Consider the following 24,394-nt stretch of genomic DNA (forward strand, 5'->3'; position numbering starts at 1 on the left):
ATTTATTGTTTAAATTTTCTGATCATGATCAGTCCCCCGATAAAGCAACCTATGTTTATGATCCACAGGAACAGTGTTCCCCATATGAAATCTGATATTTTGACTTCGTGATGCTTCACTTCAAAAGTGGGCAGTTTTGTGAGTTCTTCAGGGGTGAGTTTGGATATTTCCCGTTTTCCGTCTTTCATGGAAAAAACCCGGTCATAGAAGAAGGTCTGCCACACGTGACGGAAATCTTTAACGTCCTGTTTATATCCCAAATAATCTACCCGGCTTGTCCTCGCCAAAAGAGTAAAAAGATGTTCCGTACTCTGAACAGGATTACATCTGATTAATCTGTATGCTGTCTGATTAGCCTTGTTGTCTCCTTCCCACAAAGAATCAATGACCGCTTTCATACGGTTTTGTTTGATATAATAATAACCTGCGAAAAAAGCATCATTTTGATTGTCAATGGTATCCGAAGGGCTATAAGCCGGAGCATATCTTGGAAAGTTTTTGTAAAAGCTATCGACGACCATCTTAGGTTTCATAGCCCAGACTTCATCACTGATCTGCCTGTCTTTTTCTTCAAGATCAAGGAGTTTCAGATCGGAAGGATGTTTCATTTGTGCAGTCTTATTGATCGCCAGAGGCAACAAAAACATCAGGAAAACCCAGAATGCTATACAGGTAAACAAATTGAATACACTGTTTCCGTCCAGAGTAATAATGACAAAACATAAGGATATCCAGAGTACACAATAGGAAAACAGTAAAAAGAGCCAGAGAAAAGCATCCTTAAACGATGGAAATCCCGACGGAGACAGCAACATCCCCAAAACATTCACCATGGAAGCGGCTAAAAAAACAACAATTAACCGGGTCAGAAGTTTTCCGAGTAACACCCGTTTTAAGGTCCCGCCCTGAACAATCAGAAGATTACTGATTCCCTTTTCTTTTTCGGAAGAGATGACATTATACACCAAAACAATAATCAGAAGCGGAATTAAATACAGATTAACATACAAAAGATCCAGACGTCCTTCGAAAAGTATGGAAGGATTGGTCATTTCCCTGTCAACAGCTGCATAATCCGTATAATAATTCACCTTTTCCGTAACCGGCGTAATATCTTTTATTCCAGAAGCTAAACCCGTCAATGGATACGGTTGGTCATAAGCAATACGCGGATATCTGTAATCGATTACATAAGGATTTCCTGCATTTTCGGCCTGTTGCTTTTTCTCAACGCTTACCGTATCTGTAAAGGCCTGCAGTGTATTACGGTAGTCTTTCATAGATTCTTTTCCTGCTTCATCAATGGCTGTCAGTTTCTTTTGGGTCAAAACATTTCCTGAATAAATGGCATATCCTCCAATTACAAAAAAGAAAAAGAACAGCATCCAAACAGCAGGCTGCCGGGCAATGTGTTTCCATTCGTATAACAGCAACATGATCTTATCCTTCATAGCTCACAAAATAATTTAGTTTAATAATTAATCCGAAGGATACGATCAATAGTAAGGTCCAAAAAAGCAGAGACCAAACCGCCGTCATATGATGCGAGATCACAGACCCGACAGACGGATATTCATATTGAAAATCCGGAAGACTGCTGTAGAAGTCACGGTTTTTTATTTTATTTTTATCAGAAACGGCAAGTTGAAGCTCTCTTTTGTTAAGTCTGTTCATCATATCATTTCTGTAGTGCTCAGCTTTATTGAAAAAATCAATATGATGGTATACATCTGTTCCGGCAAGGCCCATGGATAATTGACGCACCGCGATAAAAGGATTGATCAGTCCCATATTATCCATCAATTTTTGCTGCTGCTCAAACTGGTCTTCCACCTTTTTAGAATAAAATTTATTCACTTTATTTTCATAGGCTTCGGCCTGTATCAGATCAAGGGCAAACCGGATTTTTTCAGGTAATTGACTGATATTATTCACATTAAACTGATTGAGATGCTGTTTCAGATAAGCTTCAGATCTTTCCGTATAAGGTCCGTCCTGACCAAGTCCTTTATCAAATCCTGTTTTGACATTATGGTCAAATTCGTGGTAAGACGGAAGAGGATACAGACCGTCAGCTGCCGAACTACTGAATTTGGGAATAAGCAAAACACAAAGGATCCACAACGTTATATTAGTCATCAACGACGACCACGAAGAGCGGCTGAATGCTGAGATCAGCAGAACACCACCGGAAATCAGAAAGAAATAAATCATATACACACCGAACCAGCAAAATGCTCTTATCAAATGGTTGACAGGTTCGTTTTCAAAAACAAAGCCTGCTACAATAACAGCAAACGGAGGAACGGTAAATAACAGAACTGCCAGATAAAGGGCCATGAATTTTCCGGTAACCAGATGTCCAAACGTAGCGCCCTGCACGGACAGAAGTTTCAAAAAACCTTTCTCACGTTCGGAGGAGATGCACGAAAATCCCAAACCAATAACAAATAACGGCATCAGCCACTGAAAAAAAAACGCAGTATTAAGATCCGGTCTTCTCATAAAGGCTTCCAGATCCGGCAGTCTGTTAGAATGTATCTGTGGGCGTTTGTGCGCCTCAACTCTATAATAATTTTCAGAATAAACAGCCGTCCCCGATTCCAGAAGGGACAGATAACTTACAGGTTTAAAAAGGAAAGTTCCCCAGTGTGCCGCGCTGTGATTGCTCCGGTCCTGATCTTTCCATTCTCTGTCCACAAGTTCCTTAGCATTCTTATTTTTAAATGAAGTTGTACTAAGCTGTGTGTAATTGCTTGCCCACACACCCAGCAAAATCAGAATATAAAACATTACAAATATTTTCAGCCCATTTTCCTGAAATACTCTAAACTCATGTTTAGCCACTAAAAATGTTATCTTTAAATTTGTCATGTATTCATATTTGACTGTTTCACCTTTGGATAATCTCTGATATGAAACTTCTGAAACAATTTCACGGGCAATAAGAATCAATCGGTTTTCTCAAACCACTATTGCAACATTGTAGCAAAAGTAATCAATAATTTCAATAATGCACTATTGTTGCAATAAATTATTTAGCAAAAATTTTTATCCTGAATTTAAATATGGAATTTGGGTGAATCCGACAGAAGTATTAATTGGTATTATGATGAATCATCTCTGCATATAATCCATGTATATTTCCTCCAATTCATTGGCTGTGACTCCAGAAGTTTTCATTTCTTTTACCAATACTCCACTTTTAAGGATTCCAATGCGGCTGCATGTTTCTCTTACCCGGAAAATATCATGGGAAGCCATAAGTATAGCAGCTCCTTCATCAGACAGTTTTTTAAGCAAAGTGGAAAGTTCATTACTGGCCAATGGATCCAGACCACTAGCCGGTTCGTCCAGTAAATACACTTTCGCTTTTTTCGCGTAAGCAATGGCAATACCTACTTTCTGCCTCATCCCTTTGGAATACGCTCCGGTTTTTTTGTTGTGAGAATCTATTTGCAGCCCGCACGAACTAAGAATCCCGGAAAGCTCTTCCGTGCTGTAATTTTTCCCGGCGAGTTTGCAGAAATAATACAGATTTTCAATACCCGTTAAATAAGGATAAAGATTGACATTTTCCGGAATATACCCAATGATTTCTCGGGCTTCTTTGGCATTTGTACTGGTATCGATACCGTTAAGAAGTGTAGCTCCGGAATCGGGTTTTAAAAATCCCAACAGCATATTCAGAGTGGTAGATTTTCCGGCACCATTCGGACCTAGTAAACCATAAATTTCGCCCTGTGCCACAGATAAAGTAAGTCCTTTTACCGCTTCTTTTCCATGGTATGATTTCCTTATGTTTTCAATCCTGATCATAACCTATATTCTATTTGATTTAAATCCTCTATTGCTTTCTTTAATGCAATAATGTTTCAAAAATAAAGATTATATTTGTTACTGCAACAATATGGCATTAATTATATTGAAATTTATTCAGAAATCATGAAACAGTCGAGAAATACAATAGCAAGAAAAGAAATCACAAGGCTCATCCACGAATCGGGAGTAGCTTTGTCCCATGCGGAATTGCAGGGTCTATTGGATGGACTCTGTGATCGTGTAACAACCTACAGAGTACTGGAAAGACTAATGGATGAAGGCATCATCCATAAAGTGGTAGATATTGACGGTACCATCAAGTACGCAGAATGTCATACCTGCACAATGGAAATTCATCATCACGACCATCTGCATTTCAGCTGTGAGCAGTGCAAAACAGTGACGTGTGTAGAAGATGTGGAACCAAAGATTAAATTACCGGTAAGCTACAAGGTTCATAAAATCAATCTGACGGTATCCGGGATCTGTCCGAACTGCCAGTAATGATTAGTATTTTACCTTGAATTATTAAAACACGAATTACACTAATATTTTCACGAATAACACTAATGTCTTGGACTCAATAGTGGCTTTTGTGAAAATATTAGTGGTTTTTGTGGTTAAAAAAAGCATTTAAAATCTTACAATTTATTTCACGCAAAGCTGCTTTTGACTTCAAGGGGAGCGAAGAACGATGGCTTTGCCATTGACTAAGCGACCAATTTATACAGACGCTTCATCGAATCAATCAAAGATTGATTTTTTTCTTTGCACTACTTTAAACTATGCGATGCTGTGATAAAACTTTGCGTTTATAAAAACACGAATTTCACAAATATTTTTCACTAATAACACTAATATATTGAGACAAAATAGTAGTATTTCTGGTTAAAAATTAAACCGTCATTCCGATATCAATTCCTTTGATTTTTCTGTAAAGATCGGTGGCAAAATTATCCGTCATTCCTGAAACAAAATCGATGACACCAAGTACTTTCTGATAATCTGTCCCTTCTTCATAAACGAATTGTCTCGGAAGAAGTTTCAGTGCTTTTTTATCATAAGATTTTCTTTCATCCTCAGGTTTCAGAATGGAAGGAATAAAATGATCAAGAAGCTCGTACATTACATTATACCCGGCATTTTCGATTTCTACCACCGCTTTATGATTGTAGATCTTTTCAATAGAGAATGCTTCGATGTCCTGTAAAGCACGGTTTTCAGATTTATAGATATCAAGAAGCCCGTTGTCCAGATTTCCCTGGAGAATGGTTTCAAAATTATGTTTGTAGATCTCAAGCGATTTATTGATTAAAGCATTGATGGCTTTAGCACGCAGATAAGAGATTTTTTCATTTTCATTGGAAATGGAGGCCAGCTTATTTTTCACTTTGTCCATATCGCTGCTTTCAGATTTGATCAGTTCAAAAAACAGGTTTTCACAGTCTGCAGTAGATACGATTCCCAATCTGTGAGCATCTTCCATATCTATAATATTGTAGCAGATATCATCTGCAGCTTCTACCAGCCATACGAAAGGATGTCTTTTGAATATATATGGTTCTTCGTTTTCTAAAATTAAATTCGTCGCCTTTGCGATTTCAAGGAAAATAGCTTTCTCATTCTGGAAAAACCCGAATTTCTTTCTGTGAATAATTCCTTTTTTCTTAGCAACGGCTTCACACGGATATTTGGCAATACTGGCGAGTGTAGAGAAAGTCAGCTGAATTCCGCCTTCATCTTTCCCCTGCTGACGTTGCGCCAGAACTCGTATCGCATTGGCATTTCCTTCAAAATTCACGAGATCTGCCCATTCTTTTTCATTAAACTTCTGCTTCAGGTCTTTTTCATTTCTTTCAAAGTAGCTCGCAATCGCATCTTCTCCTGAATGTCCGAATGCAGGATTTCCCACATCATGGCATAAACAGGCAGCAGCAATAACGTTTCCTAAATTATGAAGATAAAAGTTTTTTGAGTCTTCGGTAAGCTCATTTTTATAGGCATCAAAGATAAATTCTCCGATAATACTTCCCAAACTACGGCCTACAGACGAGACTTCCAGCGAGTGCGTCAGCCTGTTGTGTACAAAAACACTACCGGGAAGAGGAAAAACCTGGGTCTTATTTTGCAGTCTTCTGAACGCAGAAGAGAAGATAATTCTGTCGAAATCTCTCTGAAAATCAGTTCTTGAAGCTTTAGTATGCGGATTGTTCCCTGTACGCTGATTCGTGAAAATCTGGTTTAAATTCATCATTTTTCAAAATTACTCCAAATTTTATTTTTACGGAATAGTATTTGAACTTTTCTTGAAAAGCAAAGCCATGCCTGAAGGTCCATCTATACTTTTAATGAAAGAAAACCTGCTGCCTTTTGTCGGAAACACAGTGACAGAAGCTTCGGGTAATGCCAAATTCGATAAAGAACCGCTTATTGGCCAAACACTTAAAGAGATCCGCACTTTCGGAAAGCAGACCTACCTTGTTTTTGATACCATGGCGGTCCGGATTCATTTACTGATGTTTGGATCATACAGTGTGGATGAACAGACGAAACCGGATACCAGTCTCCGTCTCTCTCTTCATTTTAAAAAAGGCAGTCTCTATTTTTACACCTGCTCTGTAAAAGCGGTAGACCTGAAATATCTATCAACGATTGACTGGGAAGCTGATATTATGAGCGATGCCTGGAATCCTGAAAAAGCAGAAAAAAAACTGAAATCCAAACCTGAGATGATGGTCTGTGATGCCCTGATGAATCAGGATATCTTTTCGGGTGTGGGAAATATCATTAAGAATGAAGTCCTGTTCAGAATAGGAGTTCAGCCTGAAAGTCTGGTGGGAAATCTTCCTCCCAAGAAACGAAAGGAGCTGATTGCTGAAGCCAGAAATTACAGTTTTGACTTTCTTAAATGGAAACGGGAATTTACTTTAAAGCAACATTGGCTCGCCCATACAAAAATCATTTGCCCGATATGCGGTCAGAAGCTCGTAAAAAAGCAGACCGGGCTCGGGAAAAGACGGAGTTTTTACTGTGAAAAAGATCAGAAGCTGTATTAAACTGCCTTTATCTCCGATTCATTCAGAATCCTTATTTACAAAATCTATTTTGACCAGTGTTTTTTCCATTCACTGAAACGGCTGGAAACGTCCTATATTTGGGGGAAATTCTATACATTCTGATTCATTGATCATCAATGAACAACAATAACCTCAAAAACTTAAATTCTTAAACAATGACCGACAACACATGGCTAGACCGATGGAACGACAGGTACAGCAGCGAAGAGTTCGCTTATGGCACAGAACCGAATACCTATTTAAAAGAACAGCTGGAAAAATTACAACCGGGTTCTATCCTTTTTCCCGCTGAAGGAGAAGGACGGAATGCTGTTTTTGCCGCTACAAAAGGATGGAAAGTCTCTGCTTTTGATATCAGCAGCGAAGGGAAAAATAAAGCGTTACAGCTTGCTGAAAATCATCAGGTAACCATTGATTATCAGGTAGGAGAACTTCAGACTTTGAATTTTAAAGAGGAACAGTTTGATGTGATTGCCCTTATCTACGCTCATTTTCCGGCAGATATCAAATCCTCTGTTCATAAAGCACTTGATCAATATCTTCGTAAAGGAGATCTGATTATTTTCGAAGCTTTCAGTAAAAGCCATCTGGATTATGTTCTGAAAAACGAAAAAGTGGGTGGTCCGAAAGATATCGGATCTTTATTCTCCATTGAGGAACTCAAAGCTGATTTTCCCGATTATGATCATATTGAACTGGAGGAAAAAGAAATTGAACTTAATGAAGGTTTATTTCACAACGGAACCGGTTCGGTGATCCGTTTTACAGGGAGAAAACGCTAAGTTTACGCTTCAGGATTAAGGAACCCGCCAGCATATTTTGTAAAAAAGTCAGATCTGTATACTTCACCCAGAGGAATTTCCGATTCGTCTATATAGATATTATGATTGTCAAATGAATCGATGAAATCCATATTGACCACATAGGATTTACTTACACGCAGAAACAGTTCCAATGGAATCTTCTGGTGAATGGTTTTAAGATTCATGGCTGTAATAAGCTTCTGCTGGCGGGTATGAATAACAACATAGTCTTTTAAAGCTTCAATAAATTTTATATCTGAAATATTGACTTTATAAAATCTGCGGTCTGCCTTAATGAATAAAAATTCAGGAGTATTGGACTCTACGGTGTTTTTCACAGTATTTTTAGACAGCAATTCTGTATACTGAACCGCTTTTTTTATGGCTTTATCCAACCTTTGAGGATCAATAGGTTTCAGAAGATAATCTACCGCCTCCAGGTCATAGCTCTTTACTGCGTACTGTGAATATGCTGTTGTAAAAATAATCAGGCTCTGCTCAGGCAGCATTTCTGCGAATTCCATTCCGGTGACCATGGGCATTTCAATATCCAGGAAAATAAGATCTACGTCATTGTTTTTAAGGAAATCAAGAGCGGAAGGGGCATTGGAAAAATCTCCAAGAATCTCCGTCTGTGAGATTTCATTGATCAGCGAGCGCATTTCTGCTCTTGCCAGGGGTTCATCATCTACAATTATACAATTCATACAGGCGTTTTTAAATTGACGGTATATTCTTTTTCTCCGGAAATAATATCCAGTTCAAATGCATTGCCGTACAGGAGTTCAAGTCTTCTTTTGATATTGGCCAGCCCCAGTCCGCCATAATTGGCATTGGGGACCGTCATACCCGGGTTCATGGAATTGGTGCAGGTAAAGTAAAGGGTTTTATTTTCTACCCGGATCTCTATTTTCACGTAAGATGCTTGACTGCTGATATCTACACTGTGCTTCACTGCATTTTCAACAAAGGTAGTGAACAAATTCGGGGGAATAAAAGTACTTTTTACCGTTCTGTCACCCGTATCTGCGCTGATAGTGAATTGAAAATTATCCCGTCTTATTTTTTCAAGGTTCAGAAAATTAGACAGAAAATCTATTTCTGAAACAAGGAGTGTTTTCTCCTCTCCATTCTCGTACAGCTGATATCTTAAGAATTCGGAAAGCTTGACGATAACCACAGATGCTTTTTCCGGATCTGTTCTGGTAAGTGCTTTCACATTATTCAGCATATTAAACAGAAAATGCGGATTGATCTGATTCCGGAGTTCATTCAGCTCCATCTGTAGGGTAAGATTTTTAAGCTCTGTAATCCTCTTGGTATCACTGATCCATTTCTGCAGCAGTTTCACGGTAGTTGTGGTCAGAATAATAGGAACACACATCAGGATGCCTTCATAGATACTTCCTCTATCCCCTTCCTTTTTGATATTTTCCACTCTGAAGTCTTCAAAGAAAAATTTAAAACTATAGCCTATCATATTCAGTCCGGCAACTCCCATTATGATCAACAGGACCAGATACGTCACATATTTTGTTTTAAAGAAAAACCTAGGTACGAGAATATATATATTAATGTACACCATTCCAATCAGTACACAATAGACAAAGAATAGAACATAATACTGATAGATCCCGGAATACCAGTGCCAGAACCTAGCGCTGTACATCATCAGAAAAAAGAAAATAAGGAACAGCACATGCCTGCGGAACCTGAACCGGTCTTCCACCAAAAAGTCCATGACAAGTGTTTCCTTAAATTTTGGCGTACCGTTCATAATATTCTGTCTGTTTTAATACAAAACAAAAATAGAGAATAACGTAAAGAATATCCATAATATTATACCAACCCTGCTTTTTTTTATACGAATTTTAAAAGAGGTGGATTTCGTATAAATTAGAACCCGTTTGGTATAAAAACAAATTTCCGCGGCTTAATTCTCTTTTCCTTTGTCCTGTTCAATTTTTTTATGCTTATGGAATTAGCCGTTTTTCAGGACCTTACAGAAGAAATAACCTTAGAATGTTTTTATATGACAGAATCCCAGCAAGAGGAGAAAGTAATACAGCTGATCGATCTGCATCACTTTGTGGAATGCTACCATTCGGAGATCAGGATTTTAAGCTATATCCAACATCCTATTAATATTGTAGAAGAAAATGGGGTTAAAAAAGGAATTTTATTTTTTGACCTTAAATATTTAACACCCTTCGACTGGAATGCTTTTGAAGAGTTTAAAAGACGAAATCATATCAGGGAGCTCTGGTTTGTCTTTGTGGAAGAAGATCCTATTTCTGATACCCTCCGCCATACCGATTTTATCATCGAAAACAGTTTAGAGATTTTTTACGATAAAATATTCGTGTTCAATTTCTTTCAATCTGTCATTCAACCTTTAAAATAAAACCATGAAAACACTGAGAAGAGTTCTTCTTCCCCTTGCGATGTTCCCGTTAAAGAATATTGCCTATGCCCAAAAAAGAGACAGTATTCCGCTAAAAGTAAGGGCTTATTTTGCAGATAAATTTCCCCAGAACCGGGATCTGAATATTGAGTTTACACAAACAGCTCCTTTTCAGTTTTCTTCAAAGCTTGACGGAAAAGACCTGCCTGACAACAAGATGAAAAGTTTTCAGCAACTGAGTGCAGGGGTCAATATTTATCTGGTGAAAAAGAAAACCTGGCTCCTCAGTACCTCTTTAAATTACCGTTATACAGCCTTCAATACCGAAGAACCGATTATGCCGGAAACAGATCGAAAGAATGACTTTCATTACCATTCTGAAGGCGTTAATTTCAGCTACTTTTCAAAACTGTTCAATAAGGTAGCGATATATTCAGCTACTGCTTCTGTGGACGGAAGTGATCAGCATTTTGAAAGAATGAGAGGAATGGTTACGGCTTCCGTAGTTTTAAAAGCTACTCCAAAAACAAAAATGCTCATCGGTATTGCCGGCTTTATTGATCCGAGTGCACAGATTCCTGTCCTTCCGATTTTTACCTATGAAAACAGGTTCAATAACGGCTGGATGCTTGATATTCTTCTTCCTAAAAAAATACTGGTAAGAAAAGATGTTTTCGCCAACGGAAGAATTTCCCTGGGAACAGAGATGGATAATACTTCCTTTTATATGTATAAAAACGACAGGACGTATGAATTCCGGCAACTGGAAATCAATTCCGGAGCGATCTATGAACACAATTTAGGCAGTAATTTTATAGGAACTTTAAAAACGGGAATCAGAGCGGTGCCGCGGGCGAGAGCTTTTGATAAGGAGGAATCTTTTAAAGACTATATTTTTGAAGCGAGTTATAAACCCTCATTTTATTTCAATGTCGGAATATCTTATAATCCTTTTGGAAAGCCTCGAGCAAAATGATTTCAAATTTCTGGAAACCTTTAAAGAGCTTTGGAAAAAACAAGATCATGATTTTTGAAGGTTTTAGGATAATTTTTAGATTTTGGCTCAAGCCAATTGGTTTTGCTTTTTTGGAAGTAAGTGAGCTAAAGCCCACTCCTATTGAATTTTAACAAGGTTCTTTTAATACTTTAAATAGTTAAATGGCTAAATTCTTAAATCTTTAAATCAAACCCCTCAATGCGTTCCCATCTTTGAAAACACATTAATAACGATTACCCCAATTACAATCAATGCAATTCCTATAATGGCAGGCAGATCCGGAACCTGCTTGAAAGCAATGATCCCAATCATTGTGATAAAGACAATCCCAACTCCCGACCATATCGCATAGGTGATTCCTACAGGGATGTGGCGCAGCGTCATGCTTAGAAAGTAAAATGCAGCGGCATATCCTATCACAGTCACTACAGATGGCCAGAGTTTTGAAAATTCTTCAGATTTTTTCAGAAAAGTAGTCGCGATGATCTCAAATATGATCGCTAAAGCAAGAAAGATATAACTGCGTCCCATAAGGCTTGTTTTCTACAAAAATAAGGAAAAACGGTTTCTTTTCACAGGAAAATGACCGCTAAAATCTCCGAAAGCTTCAAATTCTCAGGTTCAAAACAGGTACCTGATTCTCTTTTATTCCCAATCCTTTCCTGAGCATTTCGACATGAAAATCAGGATGTTAAAAAGAGCCACATCAATACACCAACCGGTGATATTTTTTTTAAAAAAATTACTCTAAAGTATTTACGCGGTATAAAATAATCTGCTATAAAAAAGTCTGACAGTGAGCGTTTCAAACCTGTCAGTATTTCATATATATGTGACAAATGGTTACAGTTGATGTCACAAAATCTAACAGGTTTTAAAAATTTCATGCTAAAATGGAGTCACAAATAATAAGTTTTCTTAACATAATATTTGTCTCACTTCCCAAAATCTGACGTTTTAAAACAAAGCTAAATGTGAGTGTTATGCATCGCATTTCTTATTTTTTGTTTTATCAAGTCCAATATAGAAGTGTTCAAACCGTTGTCAACTTTTTATTTTTTTACAGATAAGACAATAAATATATTAATAATTTCCTAAAAACATATTAATTTTTTGTAAACAAACATTCATCAGAAATTAAGTTTACAAACACTTAACACACTGATATACATCATGATTATTTGCTTTGGCACGTGATTTGAAAACTGTAATATTGCAATTAGAAAATTGATAAAATAAAGTCAAATAATTAAATAAAACAAAAATGGTAACTTACATCGGTATCGCAACATGTTTAGTAGTGTTCACTTCTTATTTCATGACAGTAAAAAGAGAACAAAGAAACTAAGTTCTATTAAAAGAAATTTTATAGAGCATCTATATTAATTGTATTGTTTATGTTTTTAATCTGAATACTCAGATTCTGCTCTTTTACTCATTGGAGTAAAAGGGCCCAAAAACATAATCCCTTAACTGAATTTCATAGCAAATTTTATATATCCAAATAGTCAAGCCGAACAAATTGTTCGGCTTTTCTTGTTGATATCGTCGTACAATTTAGATTTTGGCTAGAGCCTGATGAAGGATAATCTTGTAAACAGGCTAAAGCCCGTTCCTATTGAATATGGGGCGGATTTATGATTTATATTTTTAAAACCAATCGAAAACTGCTTTCTTTTATATTTTTTCCTGTTCTTTTGTCTTGAAACAAAATGAACCAAAAGTTCAAGGCTGGAATCTTTCGCTAAAAATAAATGTTGTTCTCTAAAAATTCTAAACTTGCGGGCATTCCTTATAGGTTATTCGACTCGAAAATAGTTTCGCGCTTCTAACAGAAGATTTTTTTTAACGTTCACAATATTTATTTTTTTAACACTACAGCTTCCTAGGCCAGGATCAGCCTTAACATTCAATGAAAGTTTTGTTATTCAATTTTCTTTGGTTACTATTTTTATATGTTCCATTCTCTTCGCTGGTCTACCCGCTTATTGTATTTCAGGTCCCTGAAAGTCATTCTATAAAGCTTTATCTTTGTACAGATAAGAATTATTTTTAGTGTAGTATGAATCTGTACAATCTCATCATTCAGGATAAAGAGGAAGTAACCCTCAACGACGTATTTCTTGGTAACCATAACCGTGACCAACTGGTACAGCTTATTAAGGAGCATAACTATGTCAAAGAACTGCAGGAATACGGACTTCCTGTGAACAATAAGATTCTTCTGGAGGGAAATTCAGGTTGTGGGAAGACGATGACCGCTAAAGCTGTTGCCAATGCTTTAGGCAAGAGTATTCTGATATTAAATCTAAGCAATATCGTTTCTTCTCGGATTGGGGAAACTTCGCAGAATATTAAAATGATCTTTGATAAAGCAGCCAGAGAAAGATCTGTTCTCTTTCTGGACGAACTGGATCAGATCGGAAAAGCGCGTGGCAGTGACGACAAGGATGTAGGGGAAATGAGAAGACTTGTCAATACGCTGATTCAGCTGATTGATTATTATCCCGAAAATGCTTTACTGCTCTGTGCCACCAATCATGCGGAGATCATAGACACTGCCCTATTGAGACGTTTCCAACTGAAGATCAATTATGAAATGCCTTCCGCTGAATTTCTGGACACCTTTTATGATGATCTCTTGTCTAAATTCCCAGAGGATCTGAGAAGTATAGACCGCAAATACAGCATTTCTTTTGCCGAAGCGAAAGACCATGCATTGACAGCCGTAAAATCAGCCCTGATTAAAAAACTGGAATCCCAGGAAATCACACAGCCATGAAAGAAGACATCCTCCATAATCTTAAGATCATCAATGACCGAATAAGGAAATCCTGTGAAAAATCAGGCAGAGATCCAAAAGAAGTCAGATTGCTGCTGGCGACGAAAACAGTTTCAGCAGCACATATTAAAACAGCTTTAGAAAACGGACAGACCTTAATTGCTGAAAATAAAGTGCAAGAGCTTAAAGAGAAATATGAAGAACTGAAAAGTACACCGCATGAAAATCACTTTATCGGACACTTGCAGACCAATAAAATTAAGGATATTTTAAAATATGAGGTGGTTTGTGTACAGTCTCTGGACCGTCTGGATCTTGCAGAAAAACTTCACCAAAAGCTTTCAGCAGAAGGAAAAACAATAGACGTTCTGATCCAGGTGAATACATCCGCTGAGGAAAGTAAATTTGGAGTACATCCTGATGAAGCTCTAGAACTGACCCGAAAGGTTTCTGAATTCAGCACATTGAAGATCAAAGGATTAATGACTATTGGTCTTTTCAGCGCGGAAACAGAAAAAGTAAGGCCCTGCTTTAAAATCCTGAAAAAACTGCAACAGCAGATCATCAGCCAGAATATTCCTAATGTGGAAATGAAAGAGCTTTCCATGGGAATGAGCGGAGATCTGGAAACTGCGATTGAAGAAGGATCCACTATTGTTCGTGTAGGAACCGCGGTGTTTGGTGCGAGAGTGTATCCGGATTCTTATTATTGGAACGAGGAAGGAGTTTGAGTCTGAGGGTATGAGAGTTTTAGCGTTTGAGGGTTTTAGAGTTGTGTCATTTATTTCCGGATTATTAGTTTTTGTAGAAAAAATTAATAATTCTGAGAAGATCATTTGAAATTATAAAAATATGCTGATCGAAAATAAGGGAATAGAGACCAATAGGTTTTATATACCATCATTTAAATTGGATGCTGGTGAAATTGTTGTTTTAAATGTATTCAATGGTGCCCACTTTTACGAAACGGCTCTATTTCTCAAAGACATTTTTTGTGGCAGGATACAAAATGAAAACGTGACAGTTCATCAAAACTTGACGTTCATTGAGCCTTTTTCTGAAGCAAAAATCAGAAGATTTTTTTATCCCATAACGGTTGGAGAATACTTAAAAAAGAACGCTAATTCAGTAAGTCCGTACACAACAAAAATTTATGAGACTGAATGGATCCATGAAAAGACAAAAGTCAATAGACTTGATGAAAAGCATAGAAAAATACTCTCTTTATATGCCAACCTTTCAAAGACTAAAAGTATTGTATTCGATTTACGCGGACAAGGTCCTCAAGGAGCTAAAGAAATTTATGATGTAATAAAAGATATAGTAAAAAAAGGAGGTTCGACAATTTTACTTGACGGCTTTGATGATATGAAAAACGACTGTACAAAATATGTCGAAATTCAATGGAAAAAAGACTAAGAGAATATTAAATTTGAAGTTTTACCTTCAGCTTTTTTTGTTAAGCATCTTCATTAAAAAGTATTGATTCCATTAGGCATTGATTTAAAAATTGCTTTTCACCCGATATTTATTTATTTTTAGCGCTCATCCGGATTGACTGATTACATCGACTTAAATGAAAGTAAAAGCATGTAATATTTTCTACAAGCCGGATGTCCTTATACTATAATTAAGCCCATGAAAAACTTAAAAACCGTCTTCATCTCATCTTTATTTACATGTTTAACAACATCGGTATACGCCCAGAATTGTGATTGCACAAAAAATTATGAATGGGTAAAGAAAACTTTTGAGACCAACGATGCAGGTTTTGAATACGCACTCAAGCAAAAAGGCCATCAGGCCTACGAAGCCCATAATAAAACCATAGCCGAGAAAGTAAAATCAATTAAAACTTATACCGAATGCGGACCTGTTCTTTACGAATGGTTATCTTTTTTCCGTTCAGGACATATTGCTATAAGACCCATTAATAAGGAAACACCAAAGCAGACTAATAATGCGAAGCCGGAAAGCCCATCTGTCAATTGGGAAACCTTAGCCGTAGAAACACAGGATTTTAAGAATTATCTGGACAAAAAGAAAACATCCGACTATGAAGGAATCTGGGTAATCGAACCCTATACCATCGGAATTAAAAAAGTGGGAAATCAATATGTAGGATTTATCGTAGAATCGGGGGCGGAAACCTGGACAAAAGGACAGGTAAAACTGAAACTCAATTCTTTGGAGGGTAAAATGAGCTCTGTTTATTATATGCGTGACCGTTCCGCAGTGGAATCTAAAGAAATCACATTGACCGGAAAAAATCATTTGCAAATCGGGGATTTCAGCCTTTCAAGAGTTTATCCTAAGATTGACGATGAGCCAAAATATGCACAATATTTTAAATCAATAGGTGCCAACAAACCTTATATAGAAAAATTAAACGAAACAACACTCTACTTAAGAATTCCTTCTTTCCAGGCTTCTGAAAAGCAAAAAATTGACAGTGTCATTACCGCCAACAAAGATAAAATCACCTCCACTGAAAACCTGATCATTGACATCAGAAACGGAACCGGAGGAAGTGATGCCAGTTATAGCAATATTCTTCCTTTGATTTACACTAATCCGGTCAGAACTGTAGGCGTAGAATATCTTTCTACAAAACTGAATAATCAGAGAATGCTGGATTTCATCAATAAACCGGAATACGGATTCAGTGAGGAGAATAAAAAATGGGCCCAATCTGCATTTAATGCACTGGAAAAGGAACAGGGAAAATTTGTCAACCTCAATGAAGGTATAGTGAGCATCAATAAGTTTGATACCATTTATCCTTATCCCAAGAATGTAGGAATTATCATTAATCAACGAAATGGAAGTACCGACGAGCAGTTTTTGCTTGCGGCTAAACAAAGTAAGAAAGTAAAGTTATTCGGAACCACAACTTATGGTGTTTTGGATGTTTCCAATATGTATTATGTTCCTTCGCCGTGTAAGGAATTTGAATTAGGCTACTCGCTTTCAAGAAGTATGCGTATTCCTGATTTTACGATCGATGCAAAAGGATTGCAGCCTGATTTTTTTCTGGACAGAAGTATTCTGGTGTATGAATGGACGGATTATGTGAATAGTGTGCTGAACGGGAAATAAAATAGTTATTCCGGTATAAAATAATAAACCCTTTTCTGTTTTGAGAAGGGTTTTTATTTACAATTTCAAATCTATCTTTTCAAATATTTCCTATTCACAACATACAGAATTCTTATTACCACCGAATATCCGGTATGTTTTTTGCTCGTAAAACATTAATAACCAAACAAATATACTATGATTAAAAAATTACTCTTTGGCTGTCTATTCATGACAGCAGTATTCTTGTCTTCATGTGAGAAATCTCAAAATACATCATCAGCAAAAGACAGTGAGCTATCCATTAAAACAGTTTCAATGGTCACTTTTGGTGCCATGGCTGTTGCACTTCTTGTAGCATACAGCTATCGAAGAAGGTAAGAAAAAATAAAAATATAACAAAAAAACACCCGTTTAGAGTCTAAACGGGTGTTTTATATTTATAATCAATGATTACATATAAGCTTCAATCGGCTCACAAGTACATACTAAGTTTCTGTCTCCATAAGCTTCATCAACTCTGGATACGGAAGCGAAGAATTTGTGGTCTCTTACCCAGTCTAACGGATAAGCTGCCTTTTCTCTGCTGTATGGTTTATCCCAAGAATCCGAGATCACCAGCTGCTCAGTGTGTGGAGCGTTTTTAAGCACGTTGTTCGCCTGATCTGCCTCTCCGTTAGCAATCTCATCGATTTCTTTTTTGATAGAGATTAATGCTTCTGCAAAACGGTCGATTTCAGACTTGCTTTCAGATTCTGTAGGCTCGATCATTAATGTTCCTGCTACAGGGAAAGAAACAGTTGGAGCATGGAATCCATAGTCCATTAGTCTCTTCGCTACATCAGCTACTTCAATTCCTAAAGTTTTGAACTGACGGAAGTCTACGATACACTCGTGAGCTACTCTTCCACTCTCGTTTGAATACAAGATCGGGAAGTGCTCTGCTAAAATTTCCTTAAGATAATTCGCATTCAAGATCGCATGTCCTGTTGCCTTTTTCAATCCATCTGTTCCTAACATTTTGATATAAGAATAAGAAATGTTAAGGATCAGACCAGAACCGTAAGGTGCTGCAGAAATACCTTCGATGGCTTCTTTAGAACCAACTCTGATATTCGCATTGGAAGGAAGGAAAGGTACTAAGTGTTTAGCCACACAGATTGGACCTACTCCAGGACCTCCACCTCCGTGAGGAATCGCGAAAGTTTTGTGTAAGTTCAGGTGACAAACGTCTGCTCCGATGTTTCCTGGACTTGTGAATCCTACCTGAGCGTTCATGTTCGCACCATCCATATATACCTGTCCACCGTGCTCGTGGATTAAACTTGTAATTTCTTTAATGTTCGCATCGAAGAATCCGTAAGTAGACGGATATGTGATCATTACACAAGATAAATTCTCAGAATGCTGCTCTGTTTTAGCTTTCAAGTCTTCGAAATCAATTTCTCCGCTTTCAAGGTTTTTAACGACAACAATCTTCATTCCTGCCATCGCTGCAGATGCCGGGTTGGTTCCGTGTGCAGACTGAGGGATCAATACTACATTTCTGTGGCCTTCACCTCTTGAGATGTGATATTCTCTGATGACCATTAATCCTGCATATTCACCCTGAGCTCCAGAGTTTGGCTGAAGAGAAGTTCCTGCGAAACCAGTGATTTCAGCTAAATCTTTCTCCAATTCTCTGATCATTTCCTGGTAACCTCCAGCCTGGTCCACCGGTACAAATGGGTGAACAGCTCCCCAGTTATCCCATGAAAGAGGCAACATTTGAGTAGCAGCGTTCAGTTTCATGGTACAAGAACCAAGAGAAATCATTGAATGTGTTAATGATAAATCTTTTCTTTCCAAACATTTGATGTAACGCATCAATTCCGTTTCCGTATGGTATTTGTTGAATACGCTTTCTGTAAGAATTTCGTCTTTTCTTAAATTCTCCTCAGGAATGCTGTATCCTTCTTTTATTTCTAATTTGAAAGTCTGTTTGTCTTTGAACTGAGCAAAAGAAGCCATCAGATAGTTTAATTTCTCCAATGTTGTACTTTCGTTGATCGCAATACTTACCACCCCTTCTGTAAAATAGTTCAGGTTAAGTTTGTGATCAAGCATCATTCTCATCAATCTTCCTTTCTCATCCTCACTCATCGTGATTTTCACAGTATCGAAGATTGGCTCTTCAACCGTCTGGTATCCTAATGCTTTAAGCCCGTTTTTCAAAGCATTCGCTTTAAAGTGGATCTGATCAGCGATATAGTTCAATCCTTTTGGTCCGTGATAAACCGCATACATTCCTGCCATTACCGCAAGAAGTACCTGTGCCGTACAGATATTGGAAGTCGCTCTTTCTCTTTTAATGTGCTGCTCTCTGGTCTGAAGCGCCATTCTCAATGCACGTTTTCCGTACATATCCTGAGAAACCCCGATGATTCTTCCCGGAATGTCTCTTTTGTAATCTTCTTTACAAGAGAAAAATGCAGCGTGAGGTCCTCCGTAACCTAATGGAATACCGAATCTCTGAGAAGTTCCAACGGCACAGTCAGCACCCATAGAAGCAGGAGATTTCAATTTAACCAAAGCCATCGGATCACAAGCTACAACTACCTGTAAATCTAATTTTTTATAGTTTACAATATCTTCAGTATAGTCTAAAACAATACCGTTTTTCCCCGGATACTGTAATAAAACACCGTAATAGCTTCCGTCAAACTCATGAGTTTTATGGTCACCTTCCACGATTTCGATTTCTAAACCTTCAGCTTTCGTTTTTAAAACGGCAACTGTTTGAGGTAAAACAAGATCGGAAACGAAGAATTTGTTGGCATTGGCTTTCTTCTGGTCCTTCGTTCTGTTGTTAAAGAACATGTGCATTGCTTCTGCAGCAGCTGTAGACTCATCTAGAAGAGAAGCATTAGCCAGTCCAAAACCTGTAAGATCGCACACTACTGTCTGGAAATTAAGAAGAGCTTCCAGCCTTCCCTGTGCAATTTCAGCCTGATAAGGAGTATACGCCGTATACCAGCTTGGGTTTTCAAAGATGTTTCTCTGAATAGCTGATGGCAAAAGTGTATTGTGGTATCCAAAACCAATGTAGCTCGTATAATCAGTATTCTTCGATGCCAGATCTTTCGAATGGTTCAGCATCTCGTATTCTGAAAGCGGTGCAGAGATCTCAAGATCTTTCTCTAAACGGATAGAAGAAGGAATGGTCTGAGAAATTAGTTCTTCAATACTTGAAACGCCCAATCTTTCCAACATTGCCTGTTTATCGGCTTCATTAAGGGAAATGTGACGGCTCACAAACTGTTCTGTATTCATTTTTATTTATTAGATTTTGTTCGTAAAAAAGATTCGTAAAATTACATTTTTTTAAACGATTGTACAACAGTTCAAAATTGTCAAAACAATAACGAAAATCTATATCATTTTTAAGATAAATTACTGTAATAATTGTTTAATACTTAAAAACTAACCCGTTTATTCTCCAATCTTCATCATAATGTTTTATTAAATCAACATTAAAACTTAGAATTTATACGTTTGATATTTAAAATAAGTACACACTAAGTTCATAATGGTTCATCAATAATCATCAGACTCATTTAAACAAATCTGTGTTCAGAGCATTTTTAATGTGATGTTGTTTCACTTTTCGGGAAGTCGGATGCTTCTAAAATCTTCATTTTCCATCAAAAATAAAGGGCTCAGTTGTCACCGAATACGCTGATCAACAGGTCTTGTCAATTTTATGAAAATTTATTAATTATATTTATTCTAAATTAATATATTTGTAGCATGAATATGATAGTCCCTTTTAAAGTACCACCTTTAGCTCCTGTATTTGCATTTAATAATGAAGATATGTATTGTGAAAAGAAATCCTGCTGCAAGAAATTCAAGAAAGGAAAGAGATGTAAAAAGTGTCCGGGAAGAAAAAAGATGGCTTAAATTAGCTGAAATTCCTGACTAAAAAATATACCGCCAACGCCAGAATAATAATTCCCCAGATCAGCATCATGATCTTTGGCTGGCCGGATTTATTCATATGTGTTCTGGGCTGAGGCTTGAACATTTCCTCTACGCTATTTTTAAACTGAGCACCATCATTTTCAAAGACTTCCGTAATGGTGATTCCCTGCACCGCCGTTTTGTGCAGCAGCGAATTGGTTGCATGAAGTAAAATCTGAAATTTCCCGTCCTTAAATTCAGTAATCTTAAAGATTCTTTCCCCGAAAGGCTTTTCCAGACCGAAAGGCAATACTTTCACCACATCCGCATTGCTCGTCTGCCAGTTGATGATGATCTCCTCCCCTTTTTTTGCATGAATTTTATTCGCTGTAAACGTTTTAATACTTGGTGGGGTGTTATATCTGAAACTTTTCTGATGGTTCTCTAGATTCTGATCGTATGTACGTCTGCTTCCGGAATCACTTAATATTTCATAAGCCTCCTGAATTTCACGAAAACGCCCGGCAAAGAAATCGTCGTTGTCATTTTTATCAGGATGATATTTTAAAGATAGCTTTCTATAGGCTTTTTTGATGTCTTCTTCTGAAGCATCCGGAGAAATCCCGAGAAAATAGTAGTAATCTTTCATTGAGCTAGGCAAAAATAAGGAATTATTTTTTTTCGGGTTTATTCTTCAGGGGAATATTTCAGTAAAATGCTAATGCTTTTCTAAACACGAATGACACGAATGTTTTCAGCAATGGACACAATATTGTTGTAATGGTGATTTCTTTTATTACAAAGTTTCTTTGATAACTTAATGTTTTAAGTTCGTGAAGGTATTTGCCCAGCAGGGTTCAAAATATTCAGGTATTTATTTTTCAGTTATGAAATTGCTCATTCCTCTGGTGGCTATAAACTCTCCTTACACTTCTGGTGACTGAGGCAGTCGAAGCCACCTTTGCCTATAAAAAGTTCCGGCGCGGGAAGCTTTGCTTCCCGCGCCGGAACTAAACAATTTCAATTTAGTGAATGATTTTTTATGCTTCTACAGTATTGTCCTTACTGTCCTTTCTGCAACATCTTGAAGAGAATTCTTTTTTGAACTTCCCTTTCAGTTCCTGATACTGCTCATCATTCATTTCTCTGATCCTGTCTGCAAGACCGAAAGGTGATCTTTCCTTGATTCCGTATTCATTAAAAATACCTTGCATAAATCTTTTTCTCTGTGCTATTTTTTTGGCAGCCAATGCGATGCCCACAACAGCTAGTGCTCCAAGAGCTCCTTTTAATGCTGAATTTTTCATTTTTTCAAAATTTTAAATTTTACTACTTCTTGTTTTTTATATAGACGGATGAATTTCAATTTTACTTTACTACTTCTTAAAATTTTTAAATTATCCGTTGTTTCTGTTGAAGAACCCTCCTGAACATTTATTTCTCCAAACTTCTTTGAATTTTTCCCTTTCTTCAGGGGACAGTTCGGCCATTCTCTGTCTCATTTTTCTTTCCTTGAAATCTCTCATTCCTTTTCCGAAATGGAAACCTCCAAAAAGAATTTTACTTAAGACCAATATTCCCATCGCCTGCCAGAATGTAATGGATTTTACACCCAGGATCTCAGGAAGCAGGCAGTTCCAAAGCGACATTACAATAAATGTAACGGCCAATAAGATCAGCGGCGGACATAAGAATAAAAAAATCCAGCCTTTTTTGTGTTTATGATTCATAATTTCTTCTTTACTAACTATTTAAATCTTCGTATAATCTTCTCAGTCTGTTTCTTAAATGCTTCACAGCATAATTTTTTCTACTGATAATGGTTTTGATATTTTCGCCCTGTTCATCTGCGATCTGCTGCAGGGTTTTGTCGTTCAGTTCGTTTTCTACGTACACCAGTCTTTGTTTCTCAGGAAGTTCGTCCAATGCCTCAAAGAGCTTTTTCCAGATCTCATCCTGAAACATTTTCACTTCAGGCCCTGCACTCTCGTCCAGCAATAAGATATCCTTGATAGAAAAGCTTCCATCTTCGTCTTCATACACGAAATCTTCAAGATTTTCGGTTTTCTTCTTGCGGTAACGGTCTGTGATTTTATTCGCAGTCACTCTGTACAGCCAGCCACCGACATTCACAATCTCCGAAAGATTGGTCAGACTGCTGAACTGGAACCACACTTCCTGCAGAATATCTTCCGCATCTTCGGTGTTTTTCACTTTCGGACGAATATAAGACATCAGCTTTCCTCCGTACTTTGAAACGGTTTGTGAGATGATACTTGCTTTCTCCTCCTGTGGCATTGTTATTTCTTCGACAACCTCCATATTGCTATGACGATCTGCCTTTTGGTTTTACTTTAATAAATTTAAAAAAAATTATTGATTGTCAGGATTTTCTTTTGTAGAGCGGGCTTCCGGCGTACGAGATTCGGAGTTTAAAGTTTTAGAGTTTTAGAGTTTTAGAGTTTTAGAGTTTTAGAGTAAAATAATATCGAAACCGGAACATTAAAAATATGATACGGGGTTCGTGTTGCGGGTTACTAGATGATGACTTTCAACTATTGACATGCCAAATCACCTCTTTTTCATCTCAATCTCAATCTCAATCTCAATCTCAATCTAAAATCTGATGTCTGATGTCTGATGTCTGATGTCTGAAATCTAATATCTTGCATCTTGGCTCCCGATTCTTGCCTCTATTCCATAATTTCTAACTTCTAATCTGTTTTAAAAACAAAAAACGGAAAGCCTAACACTCTCCGTTCCTATAATGATACAATCTGTATTATTTCTTGTTGAAATTTTCGGCAAAAAAGCCCATCATATATTTGTACAGTTCTATTCTGCTTGGCTCTTTTCTGAATCCGTGCCCTTCATCATATTTTACCATGTACGGAACTTCAACTCCTTTTGCACGCATTGCTTTTACAATCTGATCTGATTCATTGATATTCACCCTCGGATCGTTGGCTCCCTGAACTACAAATAAAGGTTTTTTGATTTTATCGATGTGAAACACAGGAGAAACTTCTTTAGCAATTTTTGCTTCTTCCGGATTATCCAGATCATACCAGATTTGTTTTACCATTTCTTTGTAAGGTTTCCAGTATTCAGGGAAAGATTCAAAGAATGTGAAGATATTGGAAACTCCTACATAATCTACTCCACAGGCATACAGATCCGGAGTTTTAATAAGTCCCATCAGGGTTGCATATCCTCCGTGGCTTCCTCCGTAGATTGCAATTTTATTTTTATCGATCCAGCCTTGTTCTATTACATATTTTACTCCGTCTTCCACATCATCCATCGCTTTACGGCCTATCTGCTTGTATCCTGACTGTTGAAATTCTTTTCCATAACCTCCTGAAATTCTGAAATTCACATGCAGTGTGGCATATCCCCTGCTTGCAAAAAGCTGGTCTTCAGGATTGAACCCCCATTCATCTCTAACGCCCTGAGGTCCACCATGAGGATTAACAATTAACGGAACTT

At 37.3% G+C, this 24,394-nt stretch carries 23 protein-coding genes; 10 read left to right on the top strand and 13 right to left on the bottom strand.

All coding sequences use genetic code 11. From position 1 onward, the window contains the following. Positions 1-2: 2 nt before the first annotated feature. The 3 genes from LC419_RS21670 to LC419_RS21680 all read right to left on the bottom strand — a co-directional run bounded on the left by LC419_RS21670 (position 3) and on the right by LC419_RS21680 (position 3,819). Positions 3-1,451 (bottom strand): ABC transporter permease, encoded by a 1,449-nt coding sequence (locus tag LC419_RS21670; protein WP_223609301.1) that lies wholly within the window; start codon positions 1,449-1,451, stop codon positions 3-5. Then, entirely contained in the window at positions 1,441-2,874 is a 1,434-nt protein-coding gene (locus LC419_RS21675; RefSeq protein WP_223609302.1) for a DUF3526 domain-containing protein, read from the bottom strand. Before LC419_RS21675 ends, LC419_RS21670 begins: the two co-directional genes overlap by 11 nt. A gap of 243 nt (positions 2,875-3,117) precedes the next feature. After that, entirely contained in the window at positions 3,118-3,819 is a 702-nt protein-coding gene (locus LC419_RS21680; protein ID WP_223609303.1) for an ABC transporter ATP-binding protein, read from the bottom strand. A 126-nt stretch (positions 3,820-3,945) separates the two neighbouring features. Between LC419_RS21680 and LC419_RS21685 the strand changes: the two genes are divergently transcribed. Continuing rightward, positions 3,946-4,326 (top strand): Fur family transcriptional regulator, encoded by a 381-nt coding sequence (locus LC419_RS21685; RefSeq protein ID WP_223609304.1) that lies wholly within the window; start codon positions 3,946-3,948, stop codon positions 4,324-4,326. Positions 4,327-4,717: 391 nt separating this feature from the next. Here the strand turns inward: LC419_RS21685 and LC419_RS21690 are convergent, their stop codons facing one another. Further along, on the bottom strand, positions 4,718-6,073 hold the full coding sequence (locus LC419_RS21690; RefSeq protein WP_223609321.1) for a deoxyguanosinetriphosphate triphosphohydrolase: 1,356 nt from the start codon (positions 6,071-6,073) through the stop codon (positions 4,718-4,720). A 70-nt stretch (positions 6,074-6,143) separates the two neighbouring features. Between LC419_RS21690 and LC419_RS21695 the strand changes: the two genes are divergently transcribed. Continuing rightward, positions 6,144-6,878: a DNA-formamidopyrimidine glycosylase family protein gene (locus LC419_RS21695; protein WP_223609305.1), complete on the top strand. Its 735-nt coding sequence runs from the start codon at positions 6,144-6,146 to the stop codon at positions 6,876-6,878. A 176-nt stretch (positions 6,879-7,054) separates the two neighbouring features. Next, a complete protein-coding gene (locus LC419_RS21700) occupies positions 7,055-7,681 on the top strand; it encodes a bifunctional 2-polyprenyl-6-hydroxyphenol methylase/3-demethylubiquinol 3-O-methyltransferase UbiG (RefSeq protein WP_223609306.1) in 627 nt (208 codons plus the stop codon). Between the two features lie 2 nt (positions 7,682-7,683). On the opposite strand, the gene LC419_RS21705 is transcribed toward LC419_RS21700, so the two are convergent. Both LC419_RS21705 and LC419_RS21710 read right to left on the bottom strand, forming a co-directional pair. Then, positions 7,684-8,409 carry a LytTR family DNA-binding domain-containing protein gene (locus LC419_RS21705; protein WP_223609307.1) on the bottom strand — a complete coding sequence of 242 codons (726 nt, stop codon included), beginning with the start codon at positions 8,407-8,409 and terminating at the stop codon, positions 7,684-7,686. Then, complete coding sequence (locus LC419_RS21710; protein WP_223609308.1) at positions 8,406-9,479, bottom strand: sensor histidine kinase; 1,074 nt, start codon at positions 9,477-9,479, stop codon at positions 8,406-8,408. Before LC419_RS21710 ends, LC419_RS21705 begins: the two co-directional genes overlap by 4 nt. Positions 9,480-9,677: 198 nt before the next feature. Here LC419_RS21710 and LC419_RS21715 point away from each other — a divergent pair, with 198 nt between their 5' ends. After that, positions 9,678-10,106, top strand: coding sequence for a hypothetical protein (locus tag LC419_RS21715; protein ID WP_223609309.1), 429 nt, complete (start codon positions 9,678-9,680; stop codon positions 10,104-10,106). A 4-nt stretch (positions 10,107-10,110) separates the two neighbouring features. Continuing rightward, positions 10,111-11,082 carry a DUF6268 family outer membrane beta-barrel protein gene (locus LC419_RS21720; RefSeq protein ID WP_223609310.1) on the top strand — a complete coding sequence of 324 codons (972 nt, stop codon included), beginning with the start codon at positions 10,111-10,113 and terminating at the stop codon, positions 11,080-11,082. Between the two features lie 216 nt (positions 11,083-11,298). On the opposite strand, the gene LC419_RS21725 is transcribed toward LC419_RS21720, so the two are convergent. Further along, on the bottom strand, positions 11,299-11,634 hold the full coding sequence (locus LC419_RS21725; protein WP_223609311.1) for a multidrug efflux SMR transporter: 336 nt from the start codon (positions 11,632-11,634) through the stop codon (positions 11,299-11,301). A 1,531-nt stretch (positions 11,635-13,165) separates the two neighbouring features. On the opposite strand from LC419_RS21725, the gene LC419_RS21730 reads away from it, so the two are divergent. From LC419_RS21730 to LC419_RS21750, 5 genes are all read left to right on the top strand, one after another. Next, entirely contained in the window at positions 13,166-13,885 is a 720-nt protein-coding gene (locus LC419_RS21730; protein ID WP_223609312.1) for an AAA family ATPase, read from the top strand. After that, entirely contained in the window at positions 13,882-14,616 is a 735-nt protein-coding gene (locus tag LC419_RS21735) for a YggS family pyridoxal phosphate-dependent enzyme (protein ID WP_223609313.1), read from the top strand. The genes LC419_RS21730 and LC419_RS21735 overlap by 4 nt, the downstream gene beginning before the upstream one ends. Positions 14,617-14,737: 121 nt before the next feature. Then, on the top strand, positions 14,738-15,304 hold the full coding sequence (locus LC419_RS21740; protein WP_223609314.1) for a hypothetical protein: 567 nt from the start codon (positions 14,738-14,740) through the stop codon (positions 15,302-15,304). 219 nt (positions 15,305-15,523) lie between these two features. After that, positions 15,524-16,984: a S41 family peptidase gene (locus LC419_RS21745; RefSeq protein ID WP_223609315.1), complete on the top strand. Its 1,461-nt coding sequence runs from the start codon at positions 15,524-15,526 to the stop codon at positions 16,982-16,984. Between the two features lie 210 nt (positions 16,985-17,194). Beyond that, on the top strand, positions 17,195-17,344 hold the full coding sequence (locus LC419_RS21750) for a hypothetical protein (RefSeq protein WP_167375220.1): 150 nt from the start codon (positions 17,195-17,197) through the stop codon (positions 17,342-17,344). Positions 17,345-17,416: 72 nt separating this feature from the next. Here LC419_RS21750 and gcvP read toward each other — a convergent pair whose 3' ends face one another. From gcvP to LC419_RS21780, 6 genes are all read right to left on the bottom strand, one after another. Beyond that, positions 17,417-20,275, bottom strand: a complete 2,859-nt coding sequence (gene gcvP, locus LC419_RS21755; RefSeq protein WP_223609316.1) for an aminomethyl-transferring glycine dehydrogenase — start codon at positions 20,273-20,275, stop codon at positions 17,417-17,419. 631 nt (positions 20,276-20,906) lie between these two features. Then, on the bottom strand, positions 20,907-21,554 hold the full coding sequence (locus LC419_RS21760; RefSeq protein WP_223609317.1) for a J domain-containing protein: 648 nt from the start codon (positions 21,552-21,554) through the stop codon (positions 20,907-20,909). 391 nt (positions 21,555-21,945) lie between these two features. Beyond that, positions 21,946-22,212, bottom strand: coding sequence for a hypothetical protein (locus LC419_RS21765; protein WP_223609318.1), 267 nt, complete (start codon positions 22,210-22,212; stop codon positions 21,946-21,948). A gap of 90 nt (positions 22,213-22,302) precedes the next feature. After that, positions 22,303-22,635 carry a hypothetical protein gene (locus LC419_RS21770; protein ID WP_223609319.1) on the bottom strand — a complete coding sequence of 111 codons (333 nt, stop codon included), beginning with the start codon at positions 22,633-22,635 and terminating at the stop codon, positions 22,303-22,305. Positions 22,636-22,648: 13 nt separating this feature from the next. After that, positions 22,649-23,227 carry an RNA polymerase sigma factor gene (locus tag LC419_RS21775; protein ID WP_047451537.1) on the bottom strand — a complete coding sequence of 193 codons (579 nt, stop codon included), beginning with the start codon at positions 23,225-23,227 and terminating at the stop codon, positions 22,649-22,651. A gap of 460 nt (positions 23,228-23,687) precedes the next feature. After that, a partial coding sequence (locus LC419_RS21780; protein WP_223609320.1) for a S9 family peptidase occupies positions 23,688-24,394 on the bottom strand: 707 nt, incomplete at its 5' end.

The sequence above is a fragment of the Chryseobacterium sp. OSA05B genome, from assembly GCF_019970065.1.
In the GTDB taxonomy this organism is placed as follows: Bacteria; Bacteroidota; Bacteroidia; order Flavobacteriales; family Weeksellaceae; genus Chryseobacterium.